Source organism: Ralstonia sp. 24A2, from assembly GCF_051783885.1.
In the GTDB taxonomy this organism is placed as follows: domain Bacteria; phylum Pseudomonadota; class Gammaproteobacteria; order Burkholderiales; family Burkholderiaceae; genus Ralstonia.
In genome coordinates, this window is sequence record NZ_JBPVZD010000002.1 from 921,004 (window position 1) to 937,547 (window position 16,544).

Here is a 16,544-nt window from a genome sequence, read left to right on the forward strand (position 1 = left end):
CGCTTACATACGGAACACGCCGAAGTTCATATCGCCAATCGGCGCGTTCAGGCTGGCCGACAGGCTCAGGCCCAGCACGCTGCGCGTATCCGCCGGGTCAATCACGCCGTCGTCCCACAGGCGCGCGCTGGCGTAATACGGGTGGCCCTGGCGCTCGTACTGCTCGCGGATCGGCGCCTTGAACGCGGCTTCCTCATCCGCGCTCCACTGGCCGCCCTTGGCCTCGATGCCGTCGCGGCGCACGGTGGCGAGCACGCTGGCGGCTTGCTCCCCGCCCATCACCGAGATACGCGCGTTCGGCCACATCCACAGGAAGCGCGGCGAATACGCGCGCCCGCACATGCCGTAGTTGCCCGCACCAAACGAGCCGCCGATGATGACCGTGAACTTGGGCACCTGCGCCGTGGCTACCGCCGTCACCATCTTCGCGCCGTTCTTGGCGATGCCCTCGTTCTCGTACTTGCGGCCCACCATGAAGCCGGTGATGTTCTGCAGGAACACCAGCGGGATCTTGCGCTGGCAGCACAGCTCGATGAAGTGCGCGCCTTTCAGCGCCGCTTCCGAGAACAGGATGCCGTTGTTGGCGATGATGCCGACCGGATAACCCCAGATGCGCGCAAAGCCGCAGACCAGCGTGGTGCCATAGCGCGCCTTGAATTCATCGAAGGCGGAGTCGTCGACGACGCGGGCGATGACTTCGCGCACGTCGAACGGCTTGCGCGTGTCCGTCGGGATCACGCCGTAGAGTTCTTCGGCCGGATAGCGCGGCTCAACCGGCGCATGAATCTGCACTTGGTCCGGCTTGCGGCGGTTCAGATGCGCGACGATGCTGCGGGCCTGCGCCAGCGCGTGCGAATCGTTGTTGGCGAAGTAGTCCGCCACGCCAGACAGGCGCGTGTGCACATCGGCACCGCCCAGGTCTTCTGCGCTCACCACTTCACCGGTGGCGGCCTTCACAAGCGGCGGGCCCGCCAGGAAGATCGTGCCCTGTTCCTTGACGATGATCGATTCGTCGCTCATGGCGGGCACATACGCGCCGCCGGCCGTGCACGAGCCCATCACCACCGCGATCTGCGGAATGCCTTTCGACGACAGGTTCGCCTGGTTGTAGAAGATGCGGCCGAAATGGTCACGGTCGGGGAACACGTCGTCCTGGTTCGGCAGGTTGGCGCCGCCCGAGTCGACCAGATACACGCAGGGCAGGTGGTTCTGCTCGGCAATCTCCTGCGCGCGCAGGTGCTTCTTCACCGTCATCGGGTAGTAGGTGCCGCCCTTGACCGTGGCGTCGTTGCAGACGATCACGCACTCCTGCCCCGAGATGCGCCCGATGCCAGTGATGATGCCGGCGCCCGGTGCCGCGTCGTCGTACATGCCGTACGCCGCCATCTGCGAGAACTCCAGGAACGGCGTGCCCGGGTCGAGCAGTTGCTGCACGCGGTCGCGCGGCAGCAGCTTGCCGCGCGCGAGGTGCTTGGCGCGGGCGTCTTCACCGCCGCCCTGGGCGATGCGGGCGACCTTGTCGCGCAAGTCCGCAACGAGGGTGCGCATGGCATCGGCGTTGGCCTTGAAGTCTTCGGCACGGGGGTTCAGCTTGGTGTCTAGCGTCGGCATGGCAGCAGTGCAGGAAGTGTGCGGTGCGGTTCAGTCAGGGAAGGTGCCGTCGACATAGAGCCAACGGCCTTCGGCGGATTCAGCGCCGCTGGCGTCCAGGCGGACGAAGCGGCTGGTTTCATGCAGGCGATGCGCGCGGCCGCCCACCTTGTAGCGCGCGACGAATTCGACTGTCGCGTGCGTCGTGTCTTGCGGGGTGTGGCGTTTCACGTCCAGGCCGAGCCAGCGGGTGGCGGCATCGGCCTCACTCGTTTCCAGATCGGCGGGGCAGGTGGACGGATGCCACGTGTTGCGCAGATACGCCGTGTCGCCCAGCACATACGCGCTGTAGCGCGAGCGCATCAATTGCTCAGCCGTGGCCGGCATCGCTTCGCCCGCATGGAACGGGCCGCAGCAGCGCGCGTACGCAACGCCGCCGCAGGGGCAGGCGTCGGTCGGGTGGATCGGCTTGGCTTGGGCGCCCATCAGGCCAGTAGCTCCGGCAGGTGGCGCATATCGGTAAAGGTGCGCGTGGCACCTGCGGCAAGCAGCGGGCCGGGCGCATTGCGGCCAGCGTAGGCCAGCACGGTCATGCCCGCTGCGTGGCCGGCGGTCACACCCGTGGGGCTGTCTTCGATCACCAGGCAACGCGACGGCGCTACCCCCAGGCTGCTGGCGGCCAGCAGGTACACATCGGGAGCGGGCTTGCTGCGCGCGACCTCGGTGGCCGAAAAAATGCGCACATCCGTCGGCTGGAAGTGCTCGATCAAACCGGTGCGATTCAGTTGCAGTTCCACCTTCACGCGATCGGCGCCGGAGGCCACGGCCATCGGCAAGCCCAGCTTGGAGAGCACATCAATGGCGTGCGCAATGTGCGGTACGGCTTCCACTTCGGCTTCGAGCAGCGCGTTGCGGCGTGCGTGGAAGGTGGACAGCCAGTTCGGCGGCAGCGGTGCGCCGCGCATCTCGGCAATCGCCTCCAGTTCTTCGCGGATGGCCTTGCCGAGGAAACGCTTGATGGAGTCTTCCTGGCTGATCTCGATGCCGAGTTCATTCAGCATCTGCCAGATCAGCTTGTTGACGAGGGGTTCGCTGTCCACCAGCACGCCGTCGCAATCGAAGAGGATCGCGTCAAAGCGTGGGTGGCGGGGTTGGGTCGCGGCGGATTGAGAGACTGCGGTCATGCTTTTTTCGTGGGTTTTTCGTAAGCGGCAACCGGGGCTCCGGCTGCCTTCCAGGCGGTGAATCCGCCTTCAATATGGGCGACGCGCTCCAGCCCCATGTCCTGCACGGTCTTGGTGGCCAGCGCGCTGCGCCAGCCGGCCGCGCAGAAGAAGACGAAGGTCTTGTCGGCTGCAAAGGCCGGCTTGTAATACGGAGAGTCCGGATCGACCCAGAATTCCAGCATGCCGCGTGGGGCGTGCAACGCGTTCGGAATCACGCCGTCGCGCGCCAGCTCTTGGATCTCGCGCACGTCGACAAACTGCACGTGCGGGGCGTCGAGCAGGGCACGCGCCTCGTCCACGGAGAGCGTTTGCACCTGCGCCATGGCTTCGTCCACCAGTGCGCGGAATCCTTTCGTCATGGCCATGGCGTTCTCCTCCACACACGCTCACGCCAAGGCGCGGGCGATCAAGATTTTCTGGATATCGCTGGTGCCTTCGTAGATCTGGCACACGCGCACGTCGCGGTAGATGCGCTCGACCGGGAAGTCGTTCACGTAGCCGTAGCCGCCGAAGACCTGGATGGCATCGGAGCACACGCGCTCGGCCATCTCGCTGGCGTTGAGCTTGGCCATGGCCGCTTCTTTCAGACACGGCAGCCCCGCGTCTTTCAGGCTGGCGGCGTGCCAGACCATCTGCCGCGCCACGTCAATGCGCGTGGCCATCTCGGCTAGACGGAACTGCACCGCCTGGTGCGCGAACAGCGGCTGGCCGAAGCTCTCGCGCTCCTTGGCATAGGCCAGCGCGGCCTCGAAGGCTGCACGTGCCATGCCCACGCTTTGCGAGGCAATGCCGATGCGTCCGCCTTCCAGCCCCGACAGCGCCATCTTGTAGCCCGCGCCTTCTTCACCCAGCAGGCAATCGGCGGGAATGCGGCAATCTTCAAACACGATCTGCGCCGTGTCGGAAGAGTGTTGGCCGAGCTTGTCTTCCAGCCGCGCGACGACGTAGCCGGGCGTCTTGGTCGGCACCAGGAACGCGCTGATGCCGCGCTTGCCCGCCGCCTTGTCCGTCACGGCCATGACGATCGCCACGTCGGCATGCTTGCCGCTGGTGATGAACTGCTTCACGCCATTGAGCACCCAGTGGTCGCCATCCCGGGTGGCCGTGGTGCGCAGTGCCGAAGCATCGGAGCCGACATGCGGCTCGGTCAGGCAGAACGCGCCCAGCATCTCGCCGCGCGCCAGTGGCACGAGCCACTGCTGTTTCTGCGCGTCGTTTGCAAACGCCATCAGCATGCTGCACACCGGGCAGTTGTTCACGCTGATGACGGTGGAGGTGCCGCCGTCGCCAGCGGCAATCTCTTCCAGGATCAGCGCGAGCGACAGGTAGTCGAGCCCGGCACCGCCGAGTTCTTCCGGCACGGCAACGCCATAGGCACCCAGTTCACCGAGCTGGCGGTGCACGTCTTTCGGGAACGTCGCATCGCGGTCCCATGCGGCGGCGTGTGGGGTGATTGCCTCGCGCACGAAAGTGCGGATGGCGTCGCGGATCATTTCCTGTTCTTGGGTCAGCAGCATCGTTCCGGCCTCACCATTCAATGACGCTGCCGTCGTAGTTGCGGAAGCCGCCGTTGTCGGCGCGCGTGGCGCCGGCAATCACGCGGCGGATGCCGGCCACGCTTTCTTGCGGCGTGATGGCCGCACCGGCGCCGCCCATGTCGGTCTGCACCCAGCCGGGGTGGAAAGTCAGGCATGTGGCGTTCTTGGCGTCGATCGACACCCCGCGCAGTACGGCATTCACCGCCGCCTTGCTGGCGCGGTACAGCCAGCCGCCATTGCCGCCCATATCGCCAATGCTGCCCATGCGGCTGGAGATGACGGCCAGCACGCCGCCGGCTTCATCCGCGCTATTGCAGCCAGCTTCCACCATCGGCAGCACGGCGGGCAGCAAGCCCATCGGCGCCCACACGTTGGTGTGCATCACGGCATCAAAGTCGGCCTGGCTGACGGGCGTGGCGTTCTGCGTGCGCGGGCCGTAGATGCCCGCCACGTAGATCGCCACGTCCAGCGCTTCGCCGTCGAGCTTCCACACGAGGCCGGCGACGGCGTTGGCGTCGGTCAGGTCCAGCACATGCGTTTCCGCGCCGAGGGCTTGCAGGTCTTGCGCGGCCTCTTGCGAGCGCACGGTGGCGATCACGCGCCAGCCATCGGCGCGGTACTGCTTGACGGTTTCCAGGCCGATGCCGCGCGACGCACCCAGGATGAGTGCGGTGCGCGTGCGGCGGGATGTGGTGTTTGTCATCGCGCTGCTTTTTCCATTCCGTTCAGTACAGCTCGATGCCGACCGCCGTGGCTTCACCACCGCCGATGCACAGGCTCGCCACACCGCGCTTGCCGCCGCGGTGTTGCAGCGCGCCCAGCAACGTCGCAATCACGCGCGCACCCGATGCCCCGATCGGATGGCCCAGCGCACACGCGCCGCCGTTCACGTTCACCTTCTCGTGCGGGATGTGCAGATCGTGCATCGCGGCCATCGGCACCACGGCAAACGCCTCGTTGATCTCGAACAGATCGACGTTGCCCGAGTTCCAGTCGAGCTTCTTGAACAGCTTGTCGATGGCCGTGACCGGCGCGGTGGTGAACCAGCCCGGTGCCTGCGCATGCGTGGTGTGGCCGAGCATCACCGCCAGCGGGGTGATGCCGAGTTGCTTGGCGGTGGATTCGCGCATCATCACCAGCGCCGCGGCGCCATCGTTGATCGACGACGAGGAGGCGGCCGTCACCGTGCCGTCTTTCTTGAAGGCGGGCTTGAGCGAGGGGATCTTGTCGACCTTGATGCGGCGCGGGCCTTCGTCGGTGTCGATGACGGTGTCACCGGCCTTGCTCGACACGGTGACGGGGGTGATCTCCCAGCGGAACGCGCCAGATTCGGTGGCCTCTTGTGCGCGGCGCACGGAGGTCATTGCAAAGTGGTCTTGCGCCTCGCGGGTGAAGCCGTACTTCTCGGCGCAGTCTTCGCCGAAGGTGCCCATGGCGCGGCCCTTGTCGTAGGCGTCTTCCAGGCCGTCGAGCATCATGTGGTCGTAGATCATGCCGTGGCCGATGCGGTAGCCACCGCGGCCCTTCGGGATCAGGTACGGGGCATTGGTCATGCTTTCCATGCCGCCCGCGACCACTACATCCAGCGATCCTGCGAGCAGTGCATCGTATGCATTCATTGCGGCGCGCATGCCTGAGCCGCACATCTTGTTGACCGTGGTGCAGCCAACCGATAGCGGCAGGCCTGCGCCGAGGGCTGCCTGGCGGGCCGGGGCCTGGCCCTGGCCTGCGGGCAGGACGCAGCCCATGATGACTTCTTCGATCTGCTCGGGCTTCAGGCCGGCGCGCTCGACTGCCGCGCGGATGGCGGCGGCGCCGAGTTGCGGAGCGGTGAGGCTTGCAAGTTCGCCTTGGAAGGCGCCCATCGGGGTGCGGGCTGCTGAGGCGATGATGATGCGGTCAGACATGGCGATCTCCTGGTGTGCTGTCGACAGGGTTCTGCACTTGTGGTGCAGGGGCTGCGTGTCTCTTGCTTTTGGGGTTTGGACTTGGTGGTCCACCTCCGTTTCACCCCCTGCCGGGGGCGACTCACTTTCTTTGTCTTGCCAAAGAAAGTAAGCAAAGAAAGGCGCGCCCGAGATGGCGACCCCCTCCTTGAATTTGTGTAACCGGGCGGAGAACGGGAAAACTCGCTGCGCTCAGACAGTTCCCGTTCTTTTTTCCGCCCGCTTACACAAATTCAAGGCGCCATCTAGGGCAGGAACGTCAACGGCCAAACCGTTGGTGTGCGTGCTCCGTCAGGCTCTTGTTTGTTGCTGTGTTGCTGTGTTGCTGCTTGCTTCGCTCTGCGTCTTGCCGCGTACTTGCTACTGCGGTTGTGGTCCGATGGTGTGGCCGTACCTTGCCCTAGATGGCGCCTTGAATTTCTGTTGCAGGGAGGAAAAAGGAAGGGAAACTGTTTGAGCGAAGCGAGTTTTTCCCTTCCCCTCCCTGCGACACAAATTCAAGGAGTCTTTCGCCATCTCGGGCGCGCCTTTCTTTGCTTACTTTCTTTGGCAAGACAAAGAAAGTGAGTCAGCCCCGGCAGGGGATGAAACAAGGGATGGACCAATACCAAAAAAAACCAAGCCCCACCCCTCAGTCCTCAGAACCCAACCGGCGTAGGCGCACTCCCATCCTTGCCATAGTTCAGCCAGGCATCCGAAAGCTGCGCATGCAATTCCTCATTGGAATTCACCGCCATGCCCAGGTTGCGCAACATCCCATCCTTCACGCCATAGATCCAGCCATGCACCGTCAACGGCTGCCCACGATCCCACGCGTCCTGCACGATCGTCGTCAGGCACACGTTGTTGACCTGGTGGATCACGTTCAACTCACACAGGCGGTCATGCCGCGACTGGTCATTGACCACCGTGCCGAGGTACGTCTCATGCTGCTCAGCCACGTCACGCACGTGACGGATCCAGTTGTCCGCCAGCCCGAACCGCTGCTTGGTCAGCGCCGCCTTCACGCCTGAGCAGCCGTAGTGGCCCACCACGGTGATGTGCCGAATCTTCAGCACTTCCACTGCAAACTGCAGCACCGACAGGCAGTTCAAGTCCGAGTGCACCACCACGTTGGCGATGTTGCGGTGGACGAACACCTCACCCGGCGGCAGGCCGATGATCTGGTTGGCGGGTACGCGCGAATCCGAGCAGCCGATCCACAGATACTCGGGGTTCTGCTGGTTAGCGAGCGCCGAGAAGAATTCCGGGTCTTCAGCGTTGACGCGCTCGACCCACTTGCGGTTGTTCTCGAAGAGTTCTTTGATGCGATGTGGCATGGTTTCCCGTCGTGTTGAGAGAGTTAGGCGGCGGCGCGTTGCAGCGTTGTTGTGACCGGTTCGGTCGTCTGTTCGGCTGCAGTCCCCTGTGCGCCGGCGCCGTATCGGTTGACGAAGCGTTCGCTTGCGTCATACGCGTAGAAATCGTGAATGTGTCCGGACAGGAGGCGGTCCTTGTAGGACTGCCACATGGCCGGATCGAAAAAGTCTGCGTGGTGCTTGAGGAAGGATTCGCGCACGCGCGGATCGCCCAACAGGAATGTGCCGTACGTCTCCGGAAAGATGTCGTGCGGCCCGACGCTGTACCAGACCTCGCCCGACATTTCCTCTTCTTCGGTGCGCGCTTGCGGCACCTTGCGGACGTTGCAGTCGGTGAGGTATTCGATCTCGTCGTAGTCGTAGAAGACCACGCGGCCGTGGCGCGTCACGCCAAAGTTCTTGTAGAGCATGTCGCCCGGGAAGATGTTCGCGGCGATGAGTTCCTTGATGGCGTTGCCGTATTCGATGATGCCGTGCTCGACCTGCGCATCGGTGCCTTCGTGCAGCCAGATGTTCAGCGGCGTCATGCGGCGCTCGATGTAGACGTGGCGGATGACGATCTCTTCGCTGCCGTCTTCGGCGCGCTGGTATTCGACCATCGAGGGCGCGTGCTTCTCCAATTCCTTGATGAGCTCCTCATCAAAGCGCGACAACGGGAAGGCCACGTCGGAGTACTCCAGCGTATCGGCCATGCGGCCCACGCGGTCGTGTCGTTTCACCAGCTGATACTTGCTTTTGATGAGCTCGCGCGTGGTTTCCTTCGGCGGCGGGAAGTAGTCCTTGATGACCTTGAAGACGTACGGGTACGACGGCAGCGTGAACACCAGCATCACCAGGCCCTTGATGCCGGGCGCGATGATGAACTTGTCCGACGAGTGCTGCTGATGGTGCAGAAAATCCCGATAGAACAGGTTCTTGCCCTGCTTCTGCAGGCCGAGCGAGGTGTAGATCTCGGCGCGCGGCTTGCGCGGCATCAGGTCACGCAGGAAGGTCACGTAGGCGGACGGAATTTCCATGTCCACCATGAAGTACGAGTGCGTGAACGAGAACAGGATCATCAACTGTTCCGGACGCAGCAGCACGGTGTCCAGGCGCAACTGGCCGTCGGCGTTGCGCATGATCGGCACGGCCAGCGGGTAGGACTTGTCGCCGTTGATCACGCGCCCAATGATGTAGGCCGACGTGTTGCGGAAGAACAGCGACGACAGCACATGCACCTGGAAATTCGGCGAGATACGGAAATCGCCGAACTGCTCTTCCACCGCGCGCACCAGGTAGCCGACGTCACGGCTCAGGTCTTCAAATGGCGCATTGAGCTGGAAGTTGTGCACGATGCGCTCGAAGCAGGTGCCCAGGCCATCGCGCGAGCCGGGGTAGTAGGCGCGGTACGTCGGCTTGGTGGGCGACTCTTCGTTCTCGATGTATTCCGTCGAGATGGCCGGCCGCACGAAGATGAAATCGTTGTTGAAGTACGAGCGGTGCAGGATGCGCGTGCACACCGAGTTGAAGAAGGTCTCGGCCAGTTCCGGCTGGTGATGGTTGGTCAGTAAGCCGATGTAGTGCAGCTTGATCTGGCGCCAGATCTCGTCGTCGATGTTCTCGGCGTCGTATTCGTCTTCCAGGATGACCGACGCTTCGCGCACGCGCTCGTCGTAGTAGGCAATCCGGTCGCGCTGCAGTTGCTGCATGGCCGGCCAGTCCCCGTGCTCGAACGCCACCTTGGCCTGGATGCAGACTTCACGGAACAAGCGGTAGTGCTTGTCGAACCCGTCGAGCATCGTGCGGGCGACGTCGAAGGCAATCTGCGAGGACAGGAGCTTGGGGAAATGGGACATGGCGTGTACGCGGGGGAGGGCGGAAAAGCGATCAGAAAAGCAGCCAACCACGAAGACCTAGATTGTATGGCCTCTGCTGCCGTGTTCACGCCCTGAAACCGTTCCGCCTCCTTATCCGTTTGGCCGATGGCTCCGTGCCACCCGCCTGTCCGCGACGACCACCCGGCGCCCGCCTTACATCGTTTCTGCGTACAGCTCGCGCCCGATCAGCATGCGGCGGATTTCCGACGTGCCGGCGCCAATCTCGTACAGCTTGGCATCACGCCACAGGCGGCCGACCGGGAATTCGTTGATGTAGCCGTTGCCGCCCAGGATCTGGATCGCTTCACCCGCCATCCAAGTGGCCTTTTCGGCGGTATAGAGAATCACCCCGGCGCAGTCCTTGCGCACCTGGCGCACATGGTCGCGGCCCAGCGAATCGAGGTTCTTGCCGACCGTGTACAGGTACGCGCGGCATGCCTGCAGCGTGGTGTACATGTCGGCCATCTTGCCCTGGATGAGCTGGAATTCGCCAATGCTCTGGCCGAACTGCTTGCGGTCGTGGATGTACGGCGTGACCACGTCCATGCAGGCCTGCATGATGCCGATCGGGCCGCCGGAGAGCACGGCGCGCTCGTAATCCAGGCCGCTCATCAGCACCTTGGTGCCGCCGTTTTCCTGGCCGAGGATGTTCTCCACCGGCACTTCCACGTTGTCGAACACCAGCTCGCCCGTGTGCGAGCCGCGCATGCCGAGCTTGTCCAGCTTCTGCGCCACCGAGAAGCCCTTCATGCCCTTTTCGACGAGGAACGCGGTCATGCCGCGCGCGCCCAGCTCGGGCTCGGTCTTGGCGTAGACGACCAGCACGTCGCAGTCGGGGCCGTTGGTGATCCACATCTTGGTGCCGTTGAGCACGTAGCGGTCGCCCTTGAGCTCCGCGCGCAGCTTCATGCTGACGACATCCGACCCGGCATTCGGCTCGCTCATCGCCAGTGCGCCCACCCATTCACCCGACACCAGCTTGGGCAAGTACTTGGCCTTCTGGGCCGGCGTGCCATTGCGGTGGATCTGGTTGACGCACAGGTTCGAGTGCGCGCCGTACGACAGGCCAACCGACGCCGACGCGCGGCTGATTTCTTCCATGGCGATCATGTGCGCCAGGTAGCCCATGTTGGCGCCACCGTACTCCTCGGCCACCGTGATACCGAGCACGCCCAGGTCACCCATCTTGCGCCACGCGTCCATCGGGAACTGGTCGGTGCGGTCGATCTCGCCTGCACGCGGTGCCAGCTCGCCCTGCGCCCAGTCGCGCACGGCCGAACGCAGCATCTCGATGTCTTCGCCCAAGTCGAATTTCAGGCCGGGCAGTTCAATCATGGTGGGTCTCCTTGGGCGCGTGCATAGAAAAGTCGGGCCGCGCGTGTCTCTGGGTCAGTGGTGGCGTTGTGAGGTGCGCGTCGCTTGTGGCGGGCACACCCGTGCCGGGAGGATGCTGCAGGGTGTTGCGTATTGTATTGACGTTTACGTAAACGTCAACTGTGTAAATTTACCGAATCAAGCTGCCTTGCGTCGCTTCGGCGGTTTGGCAGTGCCTGCCTGGGCATCGTCCAACAGGCGACGGCATTGGCGCTCGTGCTGGTCGATTTCGGCCAGTTGGGCGTTCAGATCATCGAGTTGCTGCGTGAGCACGGCGCGGTGCTGCGCGAGTGACGCCAGAAAGCGCTCCAGCTGCGGCACCGTATCGCGCGGCGATTCGTACAGATCCAGGATCTCCTTGATCTCGCCCAGCGACAGCCCGAGCCGCTTGCCGCGCAAGGTCAGCTTCAGGCGCGTGCGCTCGCCGGCGGAATACACGCGGCGGCGTCCGCCCGGGCCCTGGCGATCCGGCGCCAGCAGGCCCTGGTCTTCATAGAAGCGGATGGCGCGCGGGGTGATGTCGAATTCGCGTGCGAGGTCGGTGATGGTGTAACTGGCGTCGGCTTGTTCGCAGGCGTCGCCCGATTCGAGATCAGCGGCAAGCTCAGCGGCGGCAGACGGGGTGGAAGCAGACATACGGCGGGTGATCCTGTGATGGCGGGTGCGCATCGGGCAGCCAATTTAAGTTTTCGCTTAAGATGGGAGACCGGCGGCGAATTGACGTTTACGTTAGCGTCAATGGCGTCAAACCGCAATGCATGAAGACTGCCCTCTGAAGGCGGCACTTGAGACCACACCCATGAACGCGCTCGAACACCAACTCGACTATCCCTTTGGCGACACGCTTCCCGAAGGCGGCACGCGGTTTGAAGTCGCCCCCGGCATCTACTGGCTGCGCATGCCGCTGCCGTTTGCACTCGATCACATCAACCTCTGGCTGCTGCGCGATCACCAGGACGGGCAAGACGGCTGGACCATCATCGACTGTGGCATCAACCACGAAGCCATTCGCGGGCATTGGGAAACCATTTTCGCGAACCATCTCGACGGCCTGCCAGTGCTGCGCGTACTGGTCACGCATTGCCACCCCGATCACGTTGGTCTCTCCAACTGGCTGTGCGAGGGCGGTGACCAGAAACGCTGGAACGTGCGCCTGTGGATGAGCCTGGGCGACTATGCGTTCGCGCGCATGTTGGTGGGCGGTACGGGCGCCTCGAATGCCGGCGGCGAATTTGCCGCGCGCCACTTCGAGCGCCACGGCCTGACGGACCCCACCTCCATCGACGGCATCCGCAACCGCAAGGATTACTACAGCACGCTGGTGCCGGGCGTCCCCGGCCAGTACCGCCGCTTGATGGACGGCAACGTCGTCACCATCGGCCAGCACACCTGGCGCATCATCACCGGCTTCGGCCACGCGCCCGAGCACGTCGCGCTCTACAGTGAAGATGCCAACGTGCTGATCTCTGGCGACATGGTGCTGCCGCGCATCTCCACTAACGTGAGCGTGTTCGATCTGGAACCCGAGGCCGATCCGCTCACGCTGTATCTGGATTCGCTCGGCAAATACGAGCCGCTGCCGGCCAATGTGCTGATCCTGCCGTCGCACGGGCGGCCGTTCCGCGGGCTGCATACGCGCATCCAGCAACTGCGCGATCATCATGTCGACCGCCTGGCCGACACGCTGGCTGCATGCAAAGCGGCGCCGCAATCCGCGCGCGACATCGTCAACGTCATCTTCAAGCGTCAGTTTGACGTGCACCAGATGACGTTTGCGATGGGCGAAGCGCTCGCGCACCTGCACGCGCTGTGGCATCGTGGTGAGTTGGTGCGCGAGACTGGCACCGACGGCATCATCCGCTTTCACGTAGCTGCATAACTGCTTCTCACCCGGAGCCCAACATGGCCGACCAGCACGACGTTCTCGATGACAGCGCCGCCGTCCTGCCGTTTCCCGCCAACACGCCCACGGCGCCGTACTATGCGGTGATCTTCTCGTCCACACGCACCGATGGCGATAACGGCTACGGTGCCATGGCTGACCGCATGGTCGAACTGGCGCGCGACATGCCGGGTTTTCTGGGTATCGAGTCCGTGCGCGACGAGGGCGCAGCGCAGCAGGGACGACCTGGCATTACGGTGTCGTATTGGTCGTCGCTGGAGGCCATTCGCGAGTGGAAGAACCAGGTCGAGCACCTGACCGCGCAGAAGATGGGGCGTGAGCAGTGGTATGCGACGTACCACCTGCGCATTGCCAAGGTGGAGTACGACTACAACTTCCTGCGCTAGCACTTGGCGCTAGGCCCACCACCAACGAAAAACCCGCCTGCTGGCGGGTTTTGTTTTGGGCGGTTGCTGCGCTACAGGCGCAACGTCTTTCCAAACTGCGCCAGATACCGCACGCCTTCAATGGCCTTGCTGCCGTACCACGACACCATCTCGCCATCCACCAGATAGACCGGCTTGCCAATCTGCTTTTCCAGCGCGTCGACGTGCTCTTCGGTAAAGCTGTAGGGCTCGGTGGAGAGCAGCACGCAGTCGATGCTACGCACCACCTCATCGCTCCAGCGGAAGGTGGGGTAGCGCGTGTCGGGGCGGTTGGGACGGGCACAGTCGCCACTCTTCTCGGTGCCGCATTGCACGGGCGCGGGATCGTCTGGCCACGTATGGCAATTGATGAGATTGAGCATGCGCGAGATGTACGTGTCGCGCGACACCGTCATCCACGGGTCCTGCCAGATGGCGTACAGCACGCGGTGCGGCAGGAAGTGGCGGCCGCGCAGGGCTTCCAGCTCTTGCGTAAGGGCGTCGCACAACGTTTGCGCCTGCGCCTCACGGCGGAAGATGCCACCCAGCAGTTGGTACAGCGCTAGGTTGTCTTCCGGCGCGCACGGGTGCGTGACGATGATGTTGGGGATGAACTCGCGCAGCTTGTCGACGGTCGGGCGCGTGTTCTCGTCAATGTTGACGACGACGTGCGTGGGCGCCAGCTCGCGCAATTTGTCGAGCTTGACCGTCTTGGTGCCGCCCACCTTGGGCACGTTGCGCACGGCCTCGCGCGGGTGGATGCAGAAGCCGGTGCGGGCGACAAGCTGGTCGCCCAGGTCGAGCGAAAACAGCAGGTCGGTAATGGACGGCACCAGGCTGGCGATGCGCGGCGTGGTGTCGACGGGGGCGTGCGCGTCGCCGAGCGCGTCGGTAAACATCATCAGGAATTCTCAGATTTGCGGGGTTTGCGCGGGGCGCGCGCAAAGGCCAGGTCATACAGCCAGCGCGGCAGCACGTGCAGCAGCTTGGCCACGATACCCATCTGCCACGGCAGCACGGTGAAGCGCACACCGCGATGGATCGCATTCACGGCTTTCTGCGCGAACACGTCCACCGGCATCAGGAAGGGCATCGGATACGGGTTGTGCGCGGTCATCGGCGTGCGGATGTAGCCGGGGGCGATGGTCACCACACGCAAACCGCGCGGGCCAAACTCCACGCGCAGGCTTTCCATCAGCTTGATCACCGCCGATTTGGACGCGCTGTACGCCGCCGCACCCGGCAGCCCGCGCACGCCCGCCACGCTGGCAATGCCGACCAGCGTGCCGCCGGGCTGACCGGGTTTGGCGCGTGCCAGCATCGGTTCGACGAAGGGCTGGAAGGTGTTGAGCGTGCCCATCCAGTTGGTGTCCATCACACGCGCAAACGCTGTCAGATCGCCTGGTTCGCGCAGGTCGGTGCCTTCCGAAATGCCGGCGTTGGCGACCACCACGTCAGGCACGCCGGCCTCAGCGATGAAGGCTTCAGCGGCGGTGCGCATCGACTCAGCGCTGCGCACATCGGCGGCATAGCAATGCACGCGGATGCCTGCCGGCAAGGTCTGCGCGAAGTCGTTGATCACGTCGACGCGCCGTGCAACCAGCCCCAGCGTGGCACCCTGGGCGGCGTACTGCCGCGCCAGTGCCTGGCCGATGCCGCTGGAAGCGCCGGTGATGAAGACGGTTTGACTCATGTCGGATGTCCTGTCGGAGGAGGGGCAGGGAAAGGCGGCACAAAAAACGCCCGCACGGAGGCGGGCGTCGGTGGTGGTGTCACGCCAGGGGCCGAGCCCCAGGCGTGGTCATCCATCACAGTTTGCGGTCGCGCACCTGCTGGACGAGGTAGTCGAGCGTCTGTGCGGCGCCCACGTTGCTGCCAGCATCGGCCGGCGACGTGGTGTACTTGCCCTGCACCACGATAGTCGGCACACCTTCGATCTTGTACTGATCGGCCAGTTGTGCGGCGCGTTTGGTATTGGCGTTCACGCTGAACGAGTTGTAGGTGTCGCGGAACTGCTTTTCGTCGACGCCGTTGGCCGCCATGAACTTGGCAATGTCGTCCAGCTCCGACATCGAGCGGTAGTTCTTGTGCAGTTGGTCAAACACGCGGTCATGCAGCGTGCGGCCGCTGGCGTCCTTGGCGTCCAGCTTGCCCAGCGCTTCCAGCGTGTAGTAGATGCGGGTATGCGGTTCCAGCTTGGCATTGAAAGCTACCGGCACGCGCTTGATCACCACGTCCTTGCCTTGCTTGGCCACCCAGGCCGTCCAGGTGTTTTCAAAGTCGTAGCAGTGCGGGCAGCCGTACCAGAAGAACTCCGTCACTTCGATCTTGCCTGCGAGCACGGGCTGCGGCGTTTGCAGCACTTTGTACTCCTTGCCGGCGGTAGGCGCGGCCTGGGCCGGTGCGGTCATCAGGAAGCCGGCACCGGTAGCGAGGGCAATCAGGAAAGCAGCAAGTTTTTTCATGGCGAATGGACGAAATAGGCGGGAAAGCCAGGGAAACCGAATCTGTGCAGCCCAAGGCGGGTGCCAGCGTAACTGAATCTCAGGTTTCTGACAGATCACGGCCCGCCGGGTTCAAGCGGGCCGCGTGTTTTCATGTCACTGCTGGCGGGCGAAGCGGATGACCGACGACTCCACGCCCGACGCCTGCAGGCGGCTGCGCACGGCGGTCATCTCATCCAGCGAGTTGTACGGGCCCATGCGCACGCGGAACATCGTAGCGCCGTTCACTTCACGCTGCGTCACCTTGGCCTCGAAGCCCTGCATGGCGAGGTTGCCCTTCTGGCGCTCGGCATCGTCAGACGATTTGTAAGCGCCTACTTGCAGGAAGTAGCCCGTCTTGGCTGCATCCTGGCGCGCAATCTCGGCAATCGGGTCGGCGACCGGCTTCTCGTTGGCGGCCGCTGCTGGCGGCGCGGCTGGCTTGGGCGGGCGGGCGGTAGGCGTGCTGGCCGGCTGCGTGGCCGCGTTGGGTTCGGTCGGGCGGGTGGTGGTGCCCGGTGCCGGGGCGTTCGGCTCGGGCACCTGGTCGACCGGCTTGGCCGGCACGCGGCTCCACAGCGGGGCGTTCGGATCGGCGGCTGCCGGCGTGCTGGCCTGCGGCGCCGCCGGTGCGGGTGTCGGCAGCGGGTTGACCACGGTGCCCGGTTCGCTCGGCTTGGGCTGTGCGCCGTTGCGCGACACGAACGGCACCGGCGCCTTGGTGATGTACACCGCCACCACCACGGCGATCGCCAGACCGACGATCAGGCCAAGCACCAGACCCAGAAACGTGCCGCCCCGTTGCGAGCGAGCACGGGAAGATTGCGTATTGCGTGCCATGTCCATCCTTCTAGAAGCGCCCGATT

The 16,544-nt window shown here is 64.1% G+C and carries 17 protein-coding genes; 2 read left to right on the forward strand and 15 right to left on the reverse strand.

Annotated elements, in window-relative coordinates; genetic code table 11:
• Positions 1-3 precede the first annotated feature (3 nt).
• The 11 genes from ACS13N_RS09115 to ACS13N_RS09165 all read right to left on the reverse strand — a co-directional run bounded on the left by ACS13N_RS09115 (position 4) and on the right by ACS13N_RS09165 (position 11,524).
• Complete coding sequence (locus ACS13N_RS09115; RefSeq protein WP_438931367.1) at positions 4-1,611, reverse strand: carboxyl transferase domain-containing protein; 1,608 nt, start codon at positions 1,609-1,611, stop codon at positions 4-6.
• A gap of 30 nt (positions 1,612-1,641) precedes the next feature.
• Positions 1,642-2,076, reverse strand: a complete 435-nt coding sequence (locus ACS13N_RS09120) for a YchJ family protein (protein WP_438931368.1) — start codon at positions 2,074-2,076, stop codon at positions 1,642-1,644.
• A complete protein-coding gene (locus tag ACS13N_RS09125) occupies positions 2,076-2,774 on the reverse strand; it encodes an HAD family hydrolase (RefSeq protein WP_438931369.1) in 699 nt (232 codons plus the stop codon). Before ACS13N_RS09125 ends, ACS13N_RS09120 begins: the two co-directional genes overlap by 1 nt.
• Positions 2,771-3,181 carry a rhodanese-like domain-containing protein gene (locus tag ACS13N_RS09130; RefSeq protein WP_438931370.1) on the reverse strand — a complete coding sequence of 137 codons (411 nt, stop codon included), beginning with the start codon at positions 3,179-3,181 and terminating at the stop codon, positions 2,771-2,773. Before ACS13N_RS09130 ends, ACS13N_RS09125 begins: the two co-directional genes overlap by 4 nt.
• 21 nt (positions 3,182-3,202) lie before the next feature.
• Entirely contained in the window at positions 3,203-4,333 is a 1,131-nt protein-coding gene (locus ACS13N_RS09135) for an acyl-CoA dehydrogenase family protein (protein ID WP_438931371.1), read from the reverse strand.
• A 10-nt stretch (positions 4,334-4,343) separates the two neighbouring features.
• Positions 4,344-5,057, reverse strand: coding sequence for an SDR family oxidoreductase (locus ACS13N_RS09140; protein ID WP_438931372.1), 714 nt, complete (start codon positions 5,055-5,057; stop codon positions 4,344-4,346).
• A 22-nt stretch (positions 5,058-5,079) separates the two neighbouring features.
• Positions 5,080-6,261: an acetyl-CoA C-acetyltransferase gene (locus ACS13N_RS09145; RefSeq protein ID WP_438931373.1), complete on the reverse strand. Its 1,182-nt coding sequence runs from the start codon at positions 6,259-6,261 to the stop codon at positions 5,080-5,082.
• Between the two features lie 677 nt (positions 6,262-6,938).
• Positions 6,939-7,619 carry a carbonate dehydratase gene (gene can / locus ACS13N_RS09150; protein ID WP_438931374.1) on the reverse strand — a complete coding sequence of 227 codons (681 nt, stop codon included), beginning with the start codon at positions 7,617-7,619 and terminating at the stop codon, positions 6,939-6,941.
• Between the two features lie 23 nt (positions 7,620-7,642).
• On the reverse strand, positions 7,643-9,493 hold the full coding sequence (aceK, locus tag ACS13N_RS09155; protein ID WP_438931375.1) for a bifunctional isocitrate dehydrogenase kinase/phosphatase: 1,851 nt from the start codon (positions 9,491-9,493) through the stop codon (positions 7,643-7,645).
• A gap of 174 nt (positions 9,494-9,667) precedes the next feature.
• A complete protein-coding gene (locus tag ACS13N_RS09160; RefSeq protein ID WP_438931376.1) occupies positions 9,668-10,849 on the reverse strand; it encodes an isovaleryl-CoA dehydrogenase in 1,182 nt (393 codons plus the stop codon).
• Between the two features lie 177 nt (positions 10,850-11,026).
• The gene (locus ACS13N_RS09165; protein ID WP_438931377.1) at positions 11,027-11,524 is read right to left on the reverse strand and encodes a MerR family transcriptional regulator; all 498 of its coding nucleotides are present in this window, start codon (positions 11,522-11,524) and stop codon (positions 11,027-11,029) included.
• A 163-nt stretch (positions 11,525-11,687) separates the two neighbouring features.
• Between ACS13N_RS09165 and ACS13N_RS09170 the strand changes: the two genes are divergently transcribed.
• Positions 11,688-12,767 (forward strand): MBL fold metallo-hydrolase, encoded by a 1,080-nt coding sequence (locus tag ACS13N_RS09170; protein ID WP_438931378.1) that lies wholly within the window; start codon positions 11,688-11,690, stop codon positions 12,765-12,767.
• A gap of 23 nt (positions 12,768-12,790) precedes the next feature.
• Positions 12,791-13,177 (forward strand): antibiotic biosynthesis monooxygenase family protein, encoded by a 387-nt coding sequence (locus tag ACS13N_RS09175; protein WP_438931379.1) that lies wholly within the window; start codon positions 12,791-12,793, stop codon positions 13,175-13,177.
• A 71-nt stretch (positions 13,178-13,248) separates the two neighbouring features.
• Here ACS13N_RS09175 and ACS13N_RS09180 read toward each other — a convergent pair whose 3' ends face one another.
• The 4 genes from ACS13N_RS09180 to ACS13N_RS09195 form a co-directional block, all read right to left on the reverse strand.
• Positions 13,249-14,097 (reverse strand): helical backbone metal receptor, encoded by an 849-nt coding sequence (locus tag ACS13N_RS09180; protein WP_438931380.1) that lies wholly within the window; start codon positions 14,095-14,097, stop codon positions 13,249-13,251.
• Positions 14,097-14,888, reverse strand: a complete 792-nt coding sequence (locus tag ACS13N_RS09185; RefSeq protein ID WP_438931381.1) for an SDR family oxidoreductase — start codon at positions 14,886-14,888, stop codon at positions 14,097-14,099. The genes ACS13N_RS09180 and ACS13N_RS09185 overlap by 1 nt, the downstream gene beginning before the upstream one ends.
• Positions 14,889-15,003: 115 nt before the next feature.
• Positions 15,004-15,660 carry a thiol:disulfide interchange protein DsbA/DsbL gene (locus tag ACS13N_RS09190; protein ID WP_438931382.1) on the reverse strand — a complete coding sequence of 219 codons (657 nt, stop codon included), beginning with the start codon at positions 15,658-15,660 and terminating at the stop codon, positions 15,004-15,006.
• Between the two features lie 135 nt (positions 15,661-15,795).
• Positions 15,796-16,518, reverse strand: a complete 723-nt coding sequence (locus ACS13N_RS09195) for an SPOR domain-containing protein (protein ID WP_438931383.1) — start codon at positions 16,516-16,518, stop codon at positions 15,796-15,798.
• Positions 16,519-16,544 lie beyond the last annotated feature (26 nt).